This window comes from Collinsella aerofaciens (assembly GCF_964243765.1).
GTDB classification, from domain to species: Bacteria; Actinomycetota; Coriobacteriia; order Coriobacteriales; family Coriobacteriaceae; genus Collinsella; species Collinsella aerofaciens_BU.
The window spans coordinates 230176-248075 of the sequence record NZ_CAXTGI010000002.1 but is presented as its reverse complement, the minus strand read 5'-3'; the positions used below and the strand labels follow the sequence as shown (position 1 = coordinate 248075).

The window sequence follows — 17900 nt, the reverse complement described above, 5'->3', positions numbered from 1 at the left end:
AAGCGCGTGCACGAGATCCTGGCATAACGCGCGAGCAGCCGCAACAAGCGCTGCCATTGGGCATGACCACGCTGCTGACCGCGCCCCTTTGTCTAGTCCTGCTGCCCTTCGTTCTGATGGGTCTCTTCGTTGAAGCATTCATCGGCCTTTTCGTTGATTAGCCACTTTAACCAGACAGGGCACTTCCCCCAACTGTCTCCGAAGCCCCTTGTATATCAACTTCATCCGAACACCTCCCACATTCATCCGTACATGTACGGATGAATGTGGGAATCCGATGCCCTGAGGGCCGAATCAGCCGGCCCCGGGAGATTGGAGGACTCCACGTCTGAACCTCCCGCATCCCGTGCGGGCAAGATAAATGCCCGCAACGATTGCCGCTGCGAGCATTCTCCAGGCCGGTCACAAACCGGCAGGCTCCGACTATTTGACGTCACCGTGTAAGTGTAATACAGTAATACATGACTGTAGGACACCATTAAGGAGGTAGACAATGGCAACCATCTCTATCCGAGTCAGTGATGACCTCAAGGCCAAACTCGAGGGATTGGCCCACGAATCGGGTGGCACCATCTCAGGAGTGGTCACCGAAGCCCTCGAATCAATTGTGGGCAGCCCCCGCACTGATTACCCCGAGGAGATGGCCCCGCTGACCATAGCGCCGGTCAACCGCCTCATCCTCCGCGACCAGGAGCTCATCCTTGCCGCCCTCTCGGAGTATGAGGAGGATGCCGCTTACCACAAGCGCAATGCACAGATATTCGAGAAGGGCTACGTGCGCGAGTACCCGGAGGCATTCGCCGTGCTTCGACCGGAGATTCCCAACTCCCGCTGCGAGGAGCTGTACGACATCCTCGACATGTTCGGCGTCCTCAGGGCCTCATACGAGGACCTGCCTGAAGATGAGAAGGCCGAGGTGGACGAGCGCGACATCTCGCCTCAAGGCTTCGACTACAACGACATGGAGGAGGGGCGTCTCGCCGGCTACGTGAAGCACCTCCTTGCGGACAAGCGCTATGAGGAGCTCGCGGAGCCTCTAAGGAAGTATTCGGATGGCGGGAACTCGCATGGTCCCCGCCTCGAGATGTACCGCCGCATGCTTCACTGCTTCAGGCCCCTCTGGCGCAAGCATATGCTCGGCGACCGCTTCCTCGGCCTCGCCGAGATCGAGAAGGTCATCGCTGCGCAGCGCTACGACTCTGGCTACTAAGAGGGAGCAGCCGATGTCTGAAGACATCGGACGAATTCTGTAGTACATCAACGAATACATCAAGGGCTGGAGTGTCCACGGGACGGCCGGGAGCTGCCGAGGGCCTACGGCGTGGAGGACGTGCCGCTCGGCGAGCTCGACCTGACGCCGGGGCTGATAGGGCGCGCGCGCATAGAGGGGCGATGCCCCGCTGTCCTAGCCTGAAGGGGAAAACGGAATAGGCGGGGCGACCGTCCGGCTGAGTCTGGGAAGAGGTGCCGGGCGGAGGGCGGAGCATGGCCACCGGACCCATCGAAAAGCATCTCCACCGTTCCTTCAACTGGGAAAATGCCGCCCCCGAGTCCCGGGAGGGGACTCGGGGGGGGGGTTCGGCTGGCTACGGAAACGGCCTATCCGATCAATGTGTTCGGCTGAGATCGGAAATCAACCCGTCTCCGAAGCCCATGGCTCGCCATTCCTCGCGAGGCAGCCTCTCTTCCATGAGATCGAGGAGGCGCGACCTCCATGAGGTGGCCGGCGCGATGGTTTCGAGCATGTAGCTGAGTACAGTGAGCGTGCCGAACATCTTGTGGTTGCCGACCTCGTGGGGCTCGTGCCAGGCGGTGTCATCCCTTGGGATCATGGGTTTGGTGCCGAGCGTCTTGTTCCAGAGGCGGCTATGGTGGGCACAGCAGTTCCTCACAGTGTTGAGCGCCACGAGCCAGGATTCGGCCACCTTGGCGCTAACTCCGAGCGTGCCTGCTGTTATCCCACGCGCTCGATCTTGCCGACGAGTTCTTCTCGGTCTGCCATGAGGCCGCGCGAGATCAGCAGGTCCGCCTGCTCGTCGTAGGTGAGGAATGGCTTCTCGTACTTCATCTCGGCTCCTAGAATTTGAAAAAAAGACCCGCCAGTGTGCATGCTAAGCAGGGGCCGGGCGGGTTTACTGGCTTCATCTTAACGTGTCCCCTCGGCATTGGCTATTGAAATACTAGAACGCGTGCCCCAGCTTGTCCGTTAACCAATTGCTCTTGGCTCGGCGACATCGGCATGGCGCTCAAAGGCACCTCAGATCGCTGCCAAAATGCCTATATTTCGGAAGCGCGAGGAAAAATTAGCAATCCCTGAGCACAACCCGATTTTTGTCAACAATACCACGGTTAGAGACTTTGCCAATCTCCCTCGCGTATGGCATCTTCAGATTTTGCCGCATACTACCGGATACAGCCCCTCTCTAATCACCGGCCTGTGGAACGGGCGCATGGCGATTGCCATCCTTTCAATCGGTAAGTAAAATTGAGACATGATTACGCTTGTCGACATATCCGCTGCTGTTTCTCGTGTGCTGTCTCGTTACGACGTCCGCGAGGCATACCTATTTGGCTCCTTCGCCCGTGGCGAGCAAACGCCAGATAGCGATATTGATTTGCGTCTTGTCTGCGGTGAAACAATGACGTTCGGCACGCTATACGAACTCTCCCTTGAGCTCGAAGAAGAGCTCGGGCGAGATGTTGAGATTGTCACCAACCCTCCCGAGCATATGCGCCCTGCATTTCGCAAGAGCATTGAAAAGGATGAGGTGCGTCTCTATGAAGCGGCGTAAACGGGACGAGGAGCTCATCGGGGTCATTCTTTCCGATTGCGAAACTCTGGCTAGACGAATCGATTATTTTGATGCCACGGAAAACTCTTTCGTTAGCGATCGGAGCGAGGAAGGTGAGCTTGCTTACGACGCGATCATGAGCCCCGTCTACAGAATCGCCGAGGATGCACTCCATCTTTCCGATGAGATCCAATCGGCTTTTCCGGAGTATCCTTGGAACGATATTGGGGGTTTTCGAAATTTCGTAGCACATGGATACGTAGCACATGGATATCGAGAAGTCGATCGATCCCTTGCATGGAAAGTTATCGTCGATGATATTCCTGAGCTAGAGAAAGCGTTGCGTATCTTCAGACAGCGCCAGAGCTGATGCAGCCTTGGCTGACGCGGCTCCTTTGGTATCCCAAGCGCTGGTGGTCGACGGCTGCACGATCGACGCCCGTACCGAGGGGCCAACCTTATCACGCCGGCGATGGCCTAACTCGCCAAAAAACCTCGATGCAATTGCGTTGCGCGTACCGGCGACGTGTCGCCCGTATAGAATCAAAGCATCCGCCCGCCAGCTATCAATTGGATTGGACGCCACATGGAGATCCCCAACACCCTGTGCAGCAATGTCTACGACTTTGCGTTTTGCCCCGAGCCCTGTTACGACCGCCTGGTAGACCTCGCCGATCCCGAGGACTGGGGTCCCAACAACCGTATCCTTAAGAATTACCTGTCGTTCTCGTTTAGCCGCGCGGTGTTTCTGACCGAACGCGACGTGAACCAGACCGCGCCGTCCAACCTGCCGTTGGTGTTCGACGGCGACCGCTGCCTGTTCAACACCGGCCTGTACACGCGCCGCTACGAGACCATCTACGGCCTGTTTGAGCCCAACACCAGGCCCGACGCGCGCCAGCGCTGGTTTTTGAAGGGCTTCTTTAAGGAAAGCGACCCCATGCTGGTCTCGTTTGAGTACCTGCCGTGCCGTGTGCGCTTTACCGAGGACCCCTCCGAGCTGGTCTTTGACTACCGTCTGCCGATCCGCTCCAACATCGACCACATCCTGGGCGACGAGGAAAACCTCACGCGCATCCCCGCCAGCCTGATGGGGGAGGGCAACTCGCTGCTGCTGCGCCGCGCCTTTGAGGGCGCCGTCGTCGAGGCCGCCCGCCGCGCCGCCACCAACTACACGCTCGCCGTGCCGCAGTTCTACGGTGGCCGGATTCAACTGCTTCTGCCGCTGTGCCTAACCGGCGACAAGCCCGAGCTGGCGCTGACCATCCAACGCGAGGACGGCTTCTACGCCGCGCGCACCTGTCTCACGCTCGAGATGGCCTACAACAATGCGCGACTCATCTGCCGCCCCGAGACCTCGTGGATCAAGCGATAAAGGCGCGTTGAGCTGCTGGTTTGCTGTTTATTTGGACTGCGCCAGAGCGGCCAACGCCCACTAATTTAAAATCGTGGGCAAAAAGTACTTGGTAAACCACGCGCGGCTATGATAGTATCTCTTTTGCCGAAAGGCGACGGGCGATTGGCTCAGGGGTAGAGCATATCCTTCACACGGATGGGGTCACAAGTTCGAATCTTGTATCGCCCACCATCTAAAGCGCAGGTCAGAGGTGTTAAGCCTCTGGCCTTTTTCTTTTTGACACCAAAGATGGCATCAAAACTGACATCACAATCGAATCCATGTTGTCCGAGACGCCGTTTTTTGAACGCGCTTCACGTGCGCGCTTCATTTACTGACGTTATCTTCCGTTTTTTTGGTCAGCGTTTGGTTTACTTCCGGTACTTACCCGCTGGCCGTCGTCCTGGCCGTAAAGCTCCCCGCGGGCACATGCCGCCGCCTTCCCGTTCGGCCACCGGGACGTCGCGAAAAGTTTTTCAAAAATTGTCCTTGCATCGCCGTCCGAGTTCCCGTATAGTACTTCTTCGCACGGGGGCGTAGCTCAGCTGGGAGAGCGCTTGACTGGCAGTCAAGAGGTCAGGGGTTCGATCCCCCTCGTCTCCACCCGAGCATTGAATGAGGCTCCAACGCAAGTTGGGGCCTTTTTTCATATAGGCACACAAGGTCAAAGGCGGCACCATGATCCTCCTTGTCGACAAGATCGTGCGTTGAACGACCGTCGCGTGCATGGTAGTATTTCTCCTCGTGGTGCAAAACTAATGCAAATGGATAGCCGACATTACTATCACAGCCACTAACTACAAGGGCTCTTGGCGCAACGGTTAGCGCAGGGGACTCATAATCCCTGGGTTCTGGGTTCGAATCCCGGAGGGCCCACCAGAATTTCCAGAAGGCCAGGCACTATGTCTGGCCTTCTTTCTTTTTTTCTTTCTTTTATATAGCTTACATATCGGTCGATAGAAGGCCGTCCTGCCAGCTTCCGGGCGCCCCGGGTCGGCTGCCGGGACGCCGCGGCGGAAAGTTTTTCCAAAATTGTCCTTGCATCGTGGTCCGAGTTCCCGTATAGTACTTCTTCGCACGGGGGCGTAGCTCAGCTGGGAGAGCGCTTGACTGGCAGTCAAGAGGTCAGGGGTTCGATCCCCCTCGTCTCCACCCGAGCATTGAATGAGGCTCCAACGCAAGTTGGGGCCTTTTTTCATATAGGAACACAAGGTCAAAGGCGGCAGCATGATCCTCCTGGTCGACAAGATCGAAAAAAGCTTCGGCGCGCGCGTCCTCTTTAGTGGCGCGTCCTTCCAGATCAACCCCGGCGAGCGCTTCGCGCTCGTGGGCCCCAACGGCGCCGGCAAAACCACCATGCTCAAAATCATCATGGGCATCGACAGTCCCGACTCCGGCCAGGTCCAGTACGCCAAGGACTGCCAGGTGGGCTACCTAGAGCAGGAAACCAACCTAGAGCACAAGGACACCACTATCCTCGCCGAGGTCATGGCCGCCGCCAAGGAAATCCGCCGCATGGGCGAGCGCGCCAACGAGCTGCAGGCCCAGATCGCCGAGCTCTCCGAGCAGGGCAAGGACGTCGACGCGCTCCTTAACGAGTACGGCCAGGTCCAGGACCGCTTTGAGCACCTGGGCGGCTACGAGCTCGAGAGCAACGCCCGCAAAATCCTGTCCGGCCTGGGCTTTAAGGTCACCGACTTTGAGCGCCCGTGCTCCGAGTTCTCGGGCGGCTGGCAGATGCGCATCGCGCTCGCCAAGCTCTTCCTGCGCCACCCCGACCTGCTGCTGCTGGACGAGCCCACCAACCACCTGGACCTCGAGAGCGTCCAATGGCTGCGCGGCTTTATCGCCAACTACGACGGCGCCGTCCTCATCGTCAGCCACGACCGAGCCTTCATGGACGCCTGTGTCGACCACGTCGCCGCACTCGAGAACCGCCGCGTGACCACCTACACCGGCAACTACAGCAGCTACCTCAAGCAGCGCGAGGACAACCTGGAGCAAATGCGCGCCAAGCGCGCCGCCCAGGAGCGCGACATCGCCCACATGCAGGTCTTCGTCGACAAGTTCCGCTACAAGCCCACCAAGGCCGCCCAGGCTCAGGAGCGCATCCGCAAGATCGAGCAGATCAAAAAGGAGCTCGTCATCCTGCCCGAGGGCCACAAGCACATCAACTTTAAGTTCCCTGACCCGCCGCGCTCCGGCGACATGGTCGTGGGGCTCGAGGGCGTCTCCAAGTCCTACGGCGACAAGCACATCTACAACGACATCGACCTCAAGCTCTACCGCGGCGAACACGTGGCACTCGTTGGCCCCAACGGCGCCGGCAAGTCCACCCTCATGAAGATCCTCGCCGGCCTGGAGCCGCCCACCACCGGCACCCGGGACCTGGGCACCAACGTGGGCGTAGCCTACTACGCCCAGCACGCGCTCGAGGGCATGACCGAGTCCAACACCGTCCTGCAAGAGATCGACACTGTTACGCCCAAGTGGACCGTGCCGCAGCAGCGCAGTCTGCTGGGCGCCTTCCTGTTTAGCGACAACGATTCCATCGAAAAGCAGGTTCGCGTCCTCTCCGGAGGCGAAAAGGCGCGTCTGGCCCTGGCAAAGATGCTCGTGGCCCCCGAGGCGCTCCTGTGCCTAGACGAGCCCACCAACCACCTGGACATCGACTCGGTGGATATGCTCGAGAACGCCCTGCAAAACTTCCCCGGCACCATCGTGCTGATCAGCCACGACGAGCACCTGGTGCGCGCCGTGGCCAACCGCGTGATCGACATCCGCGATGGCAAGGTCACGGTCTTCGACGGTGACTACGACTACTACCTCTACAAGCGTGAGGACCTCGCAGCCCGCGCCGCCGCCGAGGCGTCCACGGAGAGCGCGCCGGCCACGACCAAGTCCACCAAGGCCAGCGCCGCCCAGGCCGACACCCCCGTCGCCGCCCCCAAGCCTGCCGAGCGCAAAAAGACCAAGGAGCAAAAACGCGCCGAGGCTCAGGCCCGCGCCGCGCTCAACAAAAAGCTCAAGGGCGTGCGTAACCAGCTCAAGAAGATCGAGGCCGAGCTCGACAAAAAGCGCGCCCGCTATGACGAGCTTATGGAATTGATGGCGAGCGAAGAACTTTATGCCGATCAGGATAAGTTCAACGCCGCGCTGGGGGAATATAACGGCCTTAAGCAAGAGCTGCCCAAGCTCGAAGACGAATGGCTGGAGCTTTCCACCCAGATCGAAGAGGAGACCGCGCGTGAACTCTCGTAAGGCCGCTGCCGTGGCGATGAGCATCATCGCCATCGCCTGTCGCATCTGCGGCATTTTTATGAGCGCGATGACCGTGCTGCTGTGTTTTAGCGGCCTGACCGCCAAGCTGCAGATCGTGGGCTTTGTCGTCGAGCTTTCGCGCGCCCTGCCGAGCGCCATCGCCGGCTACGGCGTCATCACTTCTCCCTTCGGCGGCGTGTTCCGCCTGGATTACGCCATCGTCGCCGTGATCCTGTTTGTGATCGACCACCTGCTCACGCGCGCCTCGCGCCGCGTCCGCTAGGAGATCGCCATGATCAGCAGCTACCTCATGAATCTGCTCGCCAGCGCCGTTGCCGTCATCGTGGGCATCGTGATCCACGAGAGCGCGCACGCCGCCGCGGCCTGGGCGCTCGGCGACAAGACGGCCCGTTCGCGCGGCCGCGTGTCGCTCAACCCGCTTAACCATATCGACCCGTTTGGCACCATCATCCTGCCGCTGCTCATGCTCGCGGCCGGCGGCCCGGTGTTCGCCTTCGCCAAGCCCGTGCCCGTCTACCTCAACAACCTCAAGCACCCCAAGCGCGACGAGGTCCTGGTGAGCGCGGCCGGCCCCGCGTCGAACATCGCACTCGCGTGCCTCGCTGCCGCCCTCATGCACGCAACGTACGGCAGCCTCTACACCAGCATGTCCTTTGCCCTGGCGTCGCAGATCATGAACTTCGGCGCCACGTTTATCGTGGTCAACCTGTCACTCGCGTTCTTCAACCTCATCCCAATCCCGCCGCTCGATGGCTCGTCGATTATCGTGCCGTTCCTCAAAGGCAAGGCGCTCAACAACTACTACCACCTGCAGCAATACGCCATGCCCATCCTCATCATTGTGCTGTATCTGCTGCCCATGTGGACCGGCATCGACGTGATCGGCCGCTATTTCGACGTTACCGTGTATCCGCTTGCTGAGCAGCTGCTCAACTTCGCAATCGCCGGCATCTAAGGTAAACTTACAGGTCGACCGTGCAAAACGGTCGTAATATGCACCCAAACCGCGCCGCGAAGGCGCCGTAAAAGGAGGTCGAAGATGTCGTATCGCGTGTCGACGCAGGTCTACAGCGGACCGTTCGACCTGCTGCTGCAGCTGGTAACCCGCCAAAAAGTAGATATCGGCGCCATCTCCATCAGCGAGGTGGCCGAGCAGTACCTTGCCGAGGCCGAGCGCATCGAGGCGCTGGACCTGGACGTGGCGAGCGACTTTTTGCTGGTCGCAGCAACCCTTTTGGACATCAAGGCCGCCTCTCTTGTGCCGCAGGAGGCCCCGAGCAAAGTCAATGACGACGATGGCGAGTTCGACGAAGACCTCGAGGAGCTCAGCACGCTCGACGGCGACGCCCTGCGCGAGGTCCTGATCCAGCGCCTGATTGCCTACAAGCAGTTTAAAGGCGCGGCTGCGGCCCTCGGTGCCCGCATGCAGGCCGAAAGCCGTATGCATCCGCGTGTGGCCGGCCCCGACCCCGAGTTCCTAGGTCTCATGCCCGACTATCTGGCTGGCATCACCCTGCGCGGCCTGGCCGTCATCTGTGCCGACCTGGACGGCAAGCGCCAGACCTTCTTGCTGGAGGCCGAGCACGTGGCACCGCATCGCGTGCCGCTCGACCTGACCGTGGCCTCAGTCGACCGCTTTACCATGACGCACCAAACCTGCACCTTCCGCGAGCTACTGGACGGCGATGCCACCACCGAACAGCTCGTCGTCACCTTCCTGGCCATGCTCGAGCTCGCCAAGCGCGGTTCGCTCACACTGAGCCAGGACAAGATCTTCGGAACCATCTGCATTAACCGAGTCGAGGGAGCCGAGGCATACGTGCCCGGCGAGGGCCCCGAGCTCACCGAATAGGAGCCGCAACCATGTCAACCCTTTCCACGCTGGAGGCAAACAGCTTTAAAGGCGCCCTCGAGGCGCTGCTGCTGGTGTCGAGCGACCCCGTGAGCGCACCCGCGCTGGCAGGAGCGCTGGATATCGCCCCGGGCGAGTGCGCGTCGCTGCTCGCCGAGCTCAAGGTTGAGTACGAGGAGGCCAACCGCGGCTTTCAGCTGCGCGAGGTCGCCGGCGGCTGGCGCCTGTTTACGCATCCCGCCTACCACGACGTGGTCGAGGCCTACGTGCTGAGCTGGGACACGCAAAAGCTGTCGCAGGCGGCGCTCGAAACCCTGGCCGTCATCGCATACCACCAGCCTGTGACGCGCGAGGTGGTCAAGGGCATCCGCGGCGTCAACTCCGACGGCGTCATCGCGTCGCTCGTGGACAAGGGCCTGGTGCGCGAGCTCGGCCGCGATCCCCAGCGCGGTCAGGCCATCATTTACGGCACGACCAACGCCTTCTTGGAAAAGTTCGGTCTGCGCTCCACCCGCGACCTGCCCGACCTGGAGCAGTTTGCCCCCGACGAGCAATCGCGTCAGTTTATCCGCGAGCGCCTGAGCGGCCGCAGCATTCAGTCCACGCTCGAGGAGCAGGCCGATGACCTGGACGAAGAGCGCGAACTGCTCGATACCGATGTTGAAGATGTTGAGGCAGTCGAGGACTTGGAAACCCTGGTCGTCGACGAGACCTCGGAGGATTTGCATGACGAGGACTAACGAAGTAGGGGAGACGCGCGCCATGGGTAACGCAGTACCCGCCACCGACGCCCAGCCCGTCTATCCGCACACCATGCGCCTGCAGCGCTTTTTGGCGCGCGCGGGCGTGGCGAGCCGCCGTGGCTCGGAGGACCTAATGACCGCCGGCCGCGTGACCGTCAACGGCCAGGTCGCGACCGAACTGGGCACCAAGGTCGACGTCGACCGCGACCATATCGAGGTCGACGGCATGCCCGTCAAGCTCAACCAGGGCGCCGTGTACTTGATGCTCTACAAGCCGACCGGCTACCTCACCACCATGAGCGACCCGCAGGAGCGCCCTTGCGTGGCCGACCTGGTCCCGCGCGACCGCTTTCCGGGCCTGTTTCCAGTGGGCCGCCTGGACCGCGACACCACGGGCCTTTTGCTCTTTACCACCGACGGCGACCTGTCGCAGGATCTGCTGCACCCCAGCAAGCACGTCTACAAGACCTACCAGGCGCTCGTGGACGGACGGCTGTCCGACCGCGACTTGGAACCACTCCGCAGCGGCATCGAGCTCGACGACGGTCTGTGCCAGCCGGCGATCTGCCGCGTCATCAACGCGCGCGAGGCCGAGGCCGTAGCTCCCCAGGGCGTCAAACCCGGCACCACCGCCGTGGAGGTCATAATCCGCGAGGGTCGTAAAAACCAGGTCAAGCGCATGCTGGGCAAGATTCACCATCCTGTGATCCGCCTGCACCGCTGCAACTTTGCCGGCCTTGAGCTCGAGGGCGTGGCCAAGGGCTCATGGCGCGAGCTCACCGACCGCGAGGTGCAGATCCTTAAAAGCGGCGGCATCCCGCCCAAGCAGGCGAGCGCCAAGCGCAACGGCGGCAAGCCCCAAGATACGCCCGCCAGCCGCACGCGTCACCACGGCAGCCACGGCTCCGCACCCAAGCGCAACACCTACCGCGAGCGCTACACAGGCTAGGCAACCCGCCGCGCCCCAGCGCCCCGAACCATACCAGCACGTCAACCACCGAAAGGAAGCATTGCATGATCGTCGCCATCGACGGCCCCGCCGGTTCCGGCAAATCCACCATCGCCAAGGAGATCGCCCGCCAGCTGGGCTTTAACAAGCTCGACACGGGCGCCATGTATCGCGCCGTCACCTTCGCCGCGCTCGACCGCGGCATCGATCTGGACGACGAGACGGCCATCGACGCCCTCGCCGAGCAGATCGAGATTCGCTTTACCAACGGCACCGGCGAGGATACGCGTTTGACCATTGACGGCAAAGACGCTTCGGCCGCCATCCGTACCCCGCAGGTCGACGCCAACGTATCCAAGGTCTCGGCCTACCCGGGCGTGCGCGCCGCCATGCTCATTCACCAGCGCCGCGCCGCCGAGGACCGCGATATCGTGGCCGAGGGTCGCGACATCGGTACCGTCGTATTCCCCAACGCGCAAGTAAAGGTCTTCCTGACCGCTGACCCGCGCGAGCGCGCCCGTCGCCGCGTGCTGCAGCGCCACCAGAACGACGCCCAGACGCTCACCACCGAGCAGCTCGAGGCCGAGGTCGACGAGACCCTCGACGCCCTCAAGCAGCGCGATAAACTCGACAGCAGCCGCGAGGTGGCGCCGCTCGTGCCCGCCGAGGACGCCGTGCACGTCGACTCCACCGCCCACACCATCGACGAGGTCGTCTCGATAATCGAGGACCTCATCAACCAAAGGAGGTAGGCCATGCGCCTGTTTAAGCAGACGCCTGAGGATTATTACAACGCTCCCTACGCAGAGTTCCCAGCGCTCATCCGCGGCACCGTCGTCGTAGTCATGGCCATCCTTTGGGCCTTCTCCAAGCTCATGTGGCGTTGGAAGGTCGAGGACGCTGACCTGCTGTTTGAGCGTCAGGAAGGCCGCGGCAGCGTGGTCATCTGCAACCACACCTCGATGGCCGAGCTCTTGGCCGTGGAGACGGCGTTGTTCTTTGGGGGCCGCCGCATTCGTCCCATCTTTAAGTCCGAATTTGCCAAGAGCAAGATTGTGCGCTGGGCCTTTAGCCGCGTTGGCGGCATCCCCGTGGAGCGCGGTACTGCCGATATGAAGTGCCTGCGCGCCGCCCAGCATGCGCTGCAGCGCGGCGAGGACGTCCTGATCTTCCCCGAGGGCACGCGCATCCGCTCGCGCGAGATCAAGCCCGAGGTCCACGGCGGTTTTGCGCTCATCGCTCAGATGGGCAAGGCGCCCGTCAACCCGCTCGCCATCTGCGGCTGGTCTGATATCACGCCCGCGGGCAAAAAGCTCATGCGTCCCAAGAAGTGCTGGATTCGTGCCGGCAAAGCCGTCTCGCTTTCCGATGCACCGGCCGGGCTTAAGCGTACGGAGCGCTTGGCCTGGTTTGAGTCCGAGGCTATGAGCCGCGTATACGCCATGCGCGACGAGCTGTGCGCCGAGCATCCGGGCAGGTTCTAGCCATGAGCGAGAACGTGACGAACACCGCCGCGACTGCGTCCGACCAAGCCACCGCGCCCACCATCGAGATTGCAGCTCACGCCGGCACCTGCTACGGCGTGCAGCGCGCGCTCGACATGGCATTGGCCGCCGCGCCGCAGGCAGGGGAGTGCACTCAGGTCCATACCTTGGGTCCGCTCATCCATAACCCTATCGTGGTGCGCGAGCTCGCTGAGGCAGGCGTTAGCCTGGCTGAGAACCTGGATAGCGCCGCAACCGGTACCGTGATCATCCGCGCCCACGGCGTGGTGCCGCAGGTAATCGATGCCGCCCGCGAGCGCGGTCTTACCGTGGTCGACGCCACCTGCCCCTACGTGAAAAAGGTCCACGTGGCGGCGGAGCGCTTGGTGCGCGAGGGCTACCGCGTGGTGGTCGTGGGCGAGCCGGGCCACCCCGAGGTCGAGGGCATTCTGGGCCACGCCGGCAATGACGCGCGGGTCGTGAGCTGCGCTGCCGATGCGGACGCGCTGTCGCTCAAGGGCAAGGTGGGCCTCGTCGTACAGACCACCCAAACCGCGCAGAATCTCGCCGAGGTCGTGGCCGCTATCACCCCGCGCGTGCAGGAGCTGCGTGTGATCAACACCATCTGCGCCGCCACGAGTGAGCGTCAACAGGCAGCAGCCGAACTTGCCAACCGCTGCGACTGCATGGTCGTGGTGGGCGGAAAGAACTCGGGCAACACGCGCCGCCTAGCGCAGATTTGCGCCGACGCCTGCGAACGTACGTATCACATCGAGGAAGCTTCCGAGCTCCAGGCCGCGTGGTTTACCGACGCTCACCACATCGGCATCACCGCCGGAGCCTCCACCCCACAAGAACACATCGAGCGCGCTGTCACGCGCATCAAGGAGCTTTGCCGCTAACCATGGACCAGACCGTACCCGCATACGCCGCCGAGGTGGCCGATTACGGGCGCAGCCGCGACCCCGAGCCGGGTGAGGGCGCGCTCGTAAAGAACGTGCGTCCCGAATCGCCCGCGTGGGATGTGGGTATCGAGCCGGGCATGCGCGTGCTCACGGTCAACGGCGAGGCGCTCACCGACATGATCGTGTGGCTCTGGGAGGCCGACGATGATACCGTCGACCTGGAGGTTTTCGATCCGCACGACGGCACCGTCACCCCCGTCGAGCTCGACCGCTTTCCCGGCGAGGATTGGGGTTTGGAGTTCGATGGCCCCATCTTCGATGGCATGCGTACCTGCGTCAACGCCTGCGTATTCTGCTTTATGACCATGCTCCCCAAGGGCGGCCGCTCCACGCTCTATATTCGCGACGACGACTATCGCCTAAGCTTTTTGCAGGGCAACTTCGTCACGCTCACGAACCTCACAGACGAAGATGTTCAAAACGTCATCCAGCGCAACATGAGTCCCATGAACGTGTCGGTCCACGCAGTGAGCCCCGACGTCCGCCGTCGTATGATGGGCCGTAACGCCCAGCGAGGCATGGACGTACTCGAGACCATCATGGCCGCCGGCATCGAGATTCACGCGCAGATTGTGCTGTGCCCCGGCATGAACGACGGCGAGGAGCTGGAAAAGACCCTGCGCTTTTGCGAGGAGCACGAGCAAATCACAAGCCTGGGCATCGTGCCGCTCGGCTTTACCAAGCATCAGAACCGTTTTAGCTGGTCCTACAGCGACAAGCCCGAGCTAGCGCGCGAGACCATTGCCATGATCCGTCCCTACCAGGACCGCGCCTATGAGCGCTTTGGCCGCCACACCTTCCAGATGAGCGACGAGTTCTACTTGGACGCCGGCATCGATCCTCCCGAGGCAGACTTTTACGACGGTTACCCGCAGTACTACGACGGCATCGGCATGATCCGCTCGTATCTGGACGAGACCGACGACGTGCTGGCTACCGATGCCGAGCGACTGGCCCGCGTCCGCGAGGCCATCGCCGCCCGCAGCCAGCACCTGCTGTGCCTCTCCGGCGCCAGCGCGCGCGACACCGTGGCGCGCTTTGTGGAGTCGCCGCATGGTCTCGGCGGCACTGTTACGGCCATCAAGAACCGCTACTTCGGCGGCAACGTGGACGTGACCGGCCTCATCGTCGCGTGTGACATTCTGGAGCAGCTGCCCCAAGACCTGTCGGGGGTTATGCTCTTTGTGCCTAAGCTCATGTTCAACGCTGACGGCATGACGCTTGACGAGTATCATCGTGACGATTTACTCGCAAGCCTTACCAGTCGCGGCGCCGAGGTTCATGTGGTGTCGACCATGCCGCATGAGCTGCTCGATACCCTGGAGCATATCCTTGGCATTGTGCCCGCAGACTCTACTAATTCCGCTGACCCTATCCATTAAAGGAGAGCAGATGAAACCTATCGTCGCCGTCGTCGGACGCCCCAACGTGGGCAAGTCCACGCTCGTTAACCGCCTGGCCCAAACCTCGGACGCCATCGTCCATGAGTCCCGCGGCGTCACGCGCGATCGCTCATACCACACGGCCGATTGGAACGGCCGCGAGTTCACCATTGTCGACACGGGCGGCATCGAGCCGCTCAAGAGCGATGACGTCTTTGCCACGTCCATCCGCGACCAGGCCCTCGCCGCCGCCGAGGAAGCCGCCGTCATCCTGTTTGTGGTCGACGGCCGCACCGGCGTCACCGAGGAGGACGAGTCGGTCGCTCGCATGCTCAAGCGCTGCGACAAGCCGGTCTTTCTACTGGTGAACAAGCTCGACAACCCCGATCGCGAAAACGACAGCATCTGGGAGTTCTATTCGCTCGGCGTCGGTGAGCCCACGCCCCTCTCGGCCCTGCATGGCCACGGCACGGGCGACCTGCTCGACGATATCGTGGCCCTGCTTCCGGAGGAAGAGGACGAGGTCGCCGATGAGTTCCCCGATGCGCTGAACGTGGCCATCATCGGCCGCCCCAACGCCGGTAAGTCCTCGCTGTTCAACCGCATCCTGGGCGCCGACCGCTCTATCGTGTCCAACATTGCCGGCACGACGCGCGACGCCATCGACACCGTCGTGGAGCGCAACGGCAAGCACTACCGCATGGTTGACACCGCTGGTATTCGCAAGAAGAGCACCGTGTACGAGAATATCGAGTACTACTCGATGGTCCGCGGCCTGCGCGCCATCGATCGCGCCGACGTGGCGCTGCTCGTCGTCGACGCCTCCGTGGGCGTTACCGAGCAGGACCAGAAGGTCATGGGCTTGGCCATCGAGCGCGGCTGCGCCATCGTCGTGCTGCTCAACAAGTGGGACCTGCTCGACGACGACCGCAAGCGCGAGGCCTGCATGGAGACCGTCGACCGCCGTCTGGGCGTTATGGCTCCCTGGGCCAAGTACCTGCGCATCTCTGCCCTCACTGGCCGCAGCGTCGAGAAGATCTGGGCGATGGTCGACGCCGCCGAGAAGACGCGCTCGCAAAAGATCACCACCTCGCGCCTCAACACCTTCCTCACCGACCTGCGCGAGTTCGGCCACACCGTGGTGGACGGCAAGCGCCGCCTGCGTATGCACTACGTGACTCAGACGGGCATCAACCCGCCGACGTTCACGTTCTTCGTCAACCACAGCGACCTGGTCAACGACACCTACCAGCGCTACGTGGAGAACCGCATGCGCTCGACTTTCGATTTTGCCGGCACGCCCATTCGACTCTTCTTTAGGAAGAAGGAACAAAAGGATGCATAATCCGATTCTGCTGACCGCCATCTGCGCCGTGGTCTCGTTCTTTATCGGAGCGATTCCGTTTGGCCTGATCCTGGGCCGCGTGTTCAACCACACGGACATTCGCAAGGCGGGCTCCGGCAACATCGGCACAACCAATGCGCTGCGCGTGGCCGGCCCTAAGGTGGCCGCGCTCACGTTGTTGCTCGACTGCCTTAAGGGCGCCATCTGCGTCCTTATCGCGCGTCCGCTCATTGCCGACTTGGGCTATGGCTTCCCCGTAAGCATCATGGCGCCCGGAGCCCCCGGCGATTGGATGCTCGGCGTCATTTGCCTGGCAGCCGTGTGGGGCCACATCTTCTCGCCCTACCTCAACTTCCATGGCGGCAAGGGTATCGCGGTTGGTCTGGGCGTCATCCTCGCCTGGTACTGGCCCATTGGCCTGTCGCTGCTGGGCATGTTTATCGTGGCCGTCGCCATCACCAAGTATGTGTCGGTGGGCTCGCTCGCCGCTGCCATCGGTCTTCCAATCGCTGCCTGCGCGGTCTTTCCGTATAGTAGCCTAGGACTCAAGTTTTGCATGGCGATGATCGGCATCACCGTGGTATGGGCCCATCGCTCGAATATCCAAAAGCTCATGGCTGGTAAGGAGTCCAAGCTCTCGTTTACCAAGCGCGTCACCGAGCCCGACGATAAGTAGGAGAGAGCAATGAATGTTGCGCTGATTGGCTCCGGCTCCTGGGGAACCGCCGTCGCCGGCCTTGCCGCCGCGCGAGCCGAGCGCGTGACCATGTGGGCTCATAGTGAGCAGACGGCCGCCGGCATCAATGGCGAGCACCGTAACCCCCGGTATCTGGTGGGATATGAGCTGCCCGGTAACGTCGTCGCCACGACGGACCTGGTGCAGGCGCTCAACGACGCCGATGCCATCATCTTTGCCGTGCCCTCCACGCACCTACGCAGCGTATGCCATCAAGCGGCACCTTGTATCGCCACCGACACCCCGGTGCTCTGCCTCACCAAGGGCATTGAGCCCGAGTCCGGCCTGCTCATGAGCGAGGTCATCGCCAGCGAGATCGGCAACGAGACGCGCGTAGCGGCACTCTCGGGCCCCAACCATGCCGAGGAGATCTGCCGCGGCGGACTTTCTGCCGCCGTCATCGCCAGCAAAGACCCGCAGATAGGGGAGACCTTTAAGGACCTGCTCCTATCCACGGCCTTCCGCATCTACCTGTCGCAGGACATGACCGGCGTCGAGGTTTGCGGCGCCATGAAAAATGTCATCGCCATCGTGTGCGGCATCTCCGCCGGCACCGGTGCCGGCGACAACACGCTTGCCCTTATCATGACGCGCGGCCTGGCAGAGATCAGCCGTCTGGTGCACGCCCGCGGCGGGCAGGCCATAACTTGCATGGGACTCGCCGGCATGGGCGACCTCATTGCCACCTGCACCTCGGAGCATTCGCGCAACCGCACCTTTGGCTACGAGTTTGCCAACGGCGTGTCGCTCGACGAGTATCAGACGCGCACGCATATGGTGGTCGAGGGCGCCGTCGCGGCCCGCAGCGTCAGCGAGCTCGCCCGTTCACTGGGCGTAGACATTCCGCTCACCTTTGCCGTGGAGCAAACGCTCTACAACGGTGTTACTTTGGATAGGGCGCTAGAGATTCTTACCGACCGCGTCCCTTCTCAAGAGTTCTACGGACTCACCGACTAGCGCAGAAAGGCTTCTAC

At 62.0% G+C, this 17900-nt stretch carries 18 protein-coding genes and 4 tRNA genes; 21 read left to right on the top strand and 1 reads right to left on the bottom strand.

Annotated elements, in window-relative coordinates; translation table 11 throughout:
* Window positions 1-493: 493 nt before the first annotated feature.
* A complete protein-coding gene (locus ACESSC_RS02665) occupies window positions 494-1210 on the top strand; it encodes a YfbU family protein (RefSeq protein ID WP_215694544.1) in 717 nt (238 codons plus the stop codon).
* A gap of 397 nt (window positions 1211-1607) precedes the next feature.
* On the opposite strand, the gene ACESSC_RS02660 is transcribed toward ACESSC_RS02665, so the two are convergent.
* Window positions 1608-1958, bottom strand: coding sequence for an Abi family protein (locus ACESSC_RS02660; RefSeq protein WP_338404348.1), 351 nt, complete (start codon window positions 1956-1958; stop codon window positions 1608-1610).
* A 534-nt stretch (window positions 1959-2492) separates the two neighbouring features.
* Here ACESSC_RS02660 and ACESSC_RS02655 point away from each other — a divergent pair.
* The 20 genes from ACESSC_RS02655 to ACESSC_RS02560 all read left to right on the top strand — a co-directional run bounded on the left by ACESSC_RS02655 (window position 2493) and on the right by ACESSC_RS02560 (window position 17883).
* On the top strand, window positions 2493-2792 hold the full coding sequence (locus ACESSC_RS02655; protein WP_215694956.1) for a nucleotidyltransferase family protein: 300 nt from the start codon (window positions 2493-2495) through the stop codon (window positions 2790-2792).
* Complete coding sequence (locus ACESSC_RS02650) at window positions 2779-3162, top strand: HepT-like ribonuclease domain-containing protein (protein ID WP_215694955.1); 384 nt, start codon at window positions 2779-2781, stop codon at window positions 3160-3162. The genes ACESSC_RS02655 and ACESSC_RS02650 overlap by 14 nt, the downstream gene beginning before the upstream one ends.
* Before the next feature lie 216 nt (window positions 3163-3378).
* Window positions 3379-4167, top strand: coding sequence for a DUF3825 domain-containing protein (locus tag ACESSC_RS02645; protein ID WP_373161091.1), 789 nt, complete (start codon window positions 3379-3381; stop codon window positions 4165-4167).
* A gap of 138 nt (window positions 4168-4305) precedes the next feature.
* Window positions 4306-4380, top strand: a tRNA-Val gene (locus ACESSC_RS02640).
* 338 nt (window positions 4381-4718) lie between these two features.
* Window positions 4719-4791, top strand: a tRNA-Ala gene (locus ACESSC_RS02635).
* A 200-nt stretch (window positions 4792-4991) separates the two neighbouring features.
* Window positions 4992-5067: transfer RNA gene (locus tag ACESSC_RS02630), tRNA-Ile, on the top strand.
* 200 nt (window positions 5068-5267) lie between these two features.
* Window positions 5268-5340 (top strand) — tRNA-Ala (locus ACESSC_RS02625).
* A gap of 75 nt (window positions 5341-5415) precedes the next feature.
* On the top strand, window positions 5416-7449 hold the full coding sequence (locus ACESSC_RS02620) for an ABC-F family ATP-binding cassette domain-containing protein (protein WP_373161090.1): 2034 nt from the start codon (window positions 5416-5418) through the stop codon (window positions 7447-7449).
* On the top strand, window positions 7436-7732 hold the full coding sequence (locus ACESSC_RS02615) for a hypothetical protein (protein WP_373161089.1): 297 nt from the start codon (window positions 7436-7438) through the stop codon (window positions 7730-7732). Before ACESSC_RS02620 ends, ACESSC_RS02615 begins: the two co-directional genes overlap by 14 nt.
* Window positions 7733-7741: 9 nt before the next feature.
* Entirely contained in the window at window positions 7742-8425 is a 684-nt protein-coding gene (locus ACESSC_RS02610; RefSeq protein ID WP_373161088.1) for a site-2 protease family protein, read from the top strand.
* A gap of 84 nt (window positions 8426-8509) precedes the next feature.
* The gene (locus tag ACESSC_RS02605; RefSeq protein ID WP_373161087.1) at window positions 8510-9322 is read left to right on the top strand and encodes a segregation and condensation protein A; all 813 of its coding nucleotides are present in this window, start codon (window positions 8510-8512) and stop codon (window positions 9320-9322) included.
* Between the two features lie 11 nt (window positions 9323-9333).
* The gene (gene scpB / locus ACESSC_RS02600) at window positions 9334-10062 is read left to right on the top strand and encodes an SMC-Scp complex subunit ScpB (protein ID WP_373161086.1); all 729 of its coding nucleotides are present in this window, start codon (window positions 9334-9336) and stop codon (window positions 10060-10062) included.
* A gap of 22 nt (window positions 10063-10084) precedes the next feature.
* Window positions 10085-11014 (top strand): pseudouridine synthase, encoded by a 930-nt coding sequence (locus ACESSC_RS02595; RefSeq protein WP_373161085.1) that lies wholly within the window; start codon window positions 10085-10087, stop codon window positions 11012-11014.
* A gap of 65 nt (window positions 11015-11079) precedes the next feature.
* Window positions 11080-11766 carry a (d)CMP kinase gene (gene cmk / locus ACESSC_RS02590; protein ID WP_373161084.1) on the top strand — a complete coding sequence of 229 codons (687 nt, stop codon included), beginning with the start codon at window positions 11080-11082 and terminating at the stop codon, window positions 11764-11766.
* Between the two features lie 3 nt (window positions 11767-11769).
* Window positions 11770-12498, top strand: coding sequence for a lysophospholipid acyltransferase family protein (locus ACESSC_RS02585; RefSeq protein ID WP_373161083.1), 729 nt, complete (start codon window positions 11770-11772; stop codon window positions 12496-12498).
* A 2-nt stretch (window positions 12499-12500) separates the two neighbouring features.
* A complete protein-coding gene (locus ACESSC_RS02580; protein ID WP_373161082.1) occupies window positions 12501-13400 on the top strand; it encodes a 4-hydroxy-3-methylbut-2-enyl diphosphate reductase in 900 nt (299 codons plus the stop codon).
* A 2-nt stretch (window positions 13401-13402) separates the two neighbouring features.
* A complete protein-coding gene (locus tag ACESSC_RS02575; protein ID WP_373161081.1) occupies window positions 13403-14845 on the top strand; it encodes a DUF512 domain-containing protein in 1443 nt (480 codons plus the stop codon).
* A 10-nt stretch (window positions 14846-14855) separates the two neighbouring features.
* A complete protein-coding gene (gene der / locus ACESSC_RS02570) occupies window positions 14856-16190 on the top strand; it encodes a ribosome biogenesis GTPase Der (RefSeq protein WP_373161080.1) in 1335 nt (444 codons plus the stop codon).
* Window positions 16183-16866 carry a glycerol-3-phosphate 1-O-acyltransferase PlsY gene (plsY, locus tag ACESSC_RS02565; protein ID WP_373161079.1) on the top strand — a complete coding sequence of 228 codons (684 nt, stop codon included), beginning with the start codon at window positions 16183-16185 and terminating at the stop codon, window positions 16864-16866. The genes der and plsY overlap by 8 nt, the downstream gene beginning before the upstream one ends.
* Window positions 16867-16875: 9 nt before the next feature.
* Window positions 16876-17883: an NAD(P)H-dependent glycerol-3-phosphate dehydrogenase gene (locus tag ACESSC_RS02560; protein WP_373161078.1), complete on the top strand. Its 1008-nt coding sequence runs from the start codon at window positions 16876-16878 to the stop codon at window positions 17881-17883.
* Window positions 17884-17900: the final 17 nt, after the last annotated feature.

Bases quoted from the DNA above. Each gene is read 5' to 3' on its own strand.
- ACESSC_RS02665 (WP_215694544.1), top strand. From the start codon at position 494: ATGGCAACCATCTCTATCCGAGTCAGTGATGACCTCAAGGCCAAACTC.
- ACESSC_RS02655 (WP_215694956.1), top strand. From the start codon at position 2,493: ATGATTACGCTTGTCGACATATCCGCTGCTGTTTCTCGTGTGCTGTCT.
- ACESSC_RS02650 (WP_215694955.1), top strand. From the start codon at position 2,779: ATGAAGCGGCGTAAACGGGACGAGGAGCTCATCGGGGTCATTCTTTCC.
- ACESSC_RS02645 (WP_373161091.1), top strand. From the start codon at position 3,379: ATGGAGATCCCCAACACCCTGTGCAGCAATGTCTACGACTTTGCGTTT.
- ACESSC_RS02620 (WP_373161090.1), top strand. From the start codon at position 5,416: ATGATCCTCCTGGTCGACAAGATCGAAAAAAGCTTCGGCGCGCGCGTC.
- ACESSC_RS02610 (WP_373161088.1), top strand. From the start codon at position 7,742: ATGATCAGCAGCTACCTCATGAATCTGCTCGCCAGCGCCGTTGCCGTC.
- ACESSC_RS02605 (WP_373161087.1), top strand. From the start codon at position 8,510: ATGTCGTATCGCGTGTCGACGCAGGTCTACAGCGGACCGTTCGACCTG.
- scpB (WP_373161086.1), top strand. From the start codon at position 9,334: ATGTCAACCCTTTCCACGCTGGAGGCAAACAGCTTTAAAGGCGCCCTC.
- ACESSC_RS02595 (WP_373161085.1), top strand. From the start codon at position 10,085: ATGGGTAACGCAGTACCCGCCACCGACGCCCAGCCCGTCTATCCGCAC.
- cmk (WP_373161084.1), top strand. From the start codon at position 11,080: ATGATCGTCGCCATCGACGGCCCCGCCGGTTCCGGCAAATCCACCATC.
- ACESSC_RS02585 (WP_373161083.1), top strand. From the start codon at position 11,770: ATGCGCCTGTTTAAGCAGACGCCTGAGGATTATTACAACGCTCCCTAC.
- ACESSC_RS02580 (WP_373161082.1), top strand. From the start codon at position 12,501: ATGAGCGAGAACGTGACGAACACCGCCGCGACTGCGTCCGACCAAGCC.
- ACESSC_RS02575 (WP_373161081.1), top strand. From the start codon at position 13,403: ATGGACCAGACCGTACCCGCATACGCCGCCGAGGTGGCCGATTACGGG.
- der (WP_373161080.1), top strand. From the start codon at position 14,856: ATGAAACCTATCGTCGCCGTCGTCGGACGCCCCAACGTGGGCAAGTCC.
- plsY (WP_373161079.1), top strand. From the start codon at position 16,183: ATGCATAATCCGATTCTGCTGACCGCCATCTGCGCCGTGGTCTCGTTC.
- ACESSC_RS02560 (WP_373161078.1), top strand. From the start codon at position 16,876: ATGAATGTTGCGCTGATTGGCTCCGGCTCCTGGGGAACCGCCGTCGCC.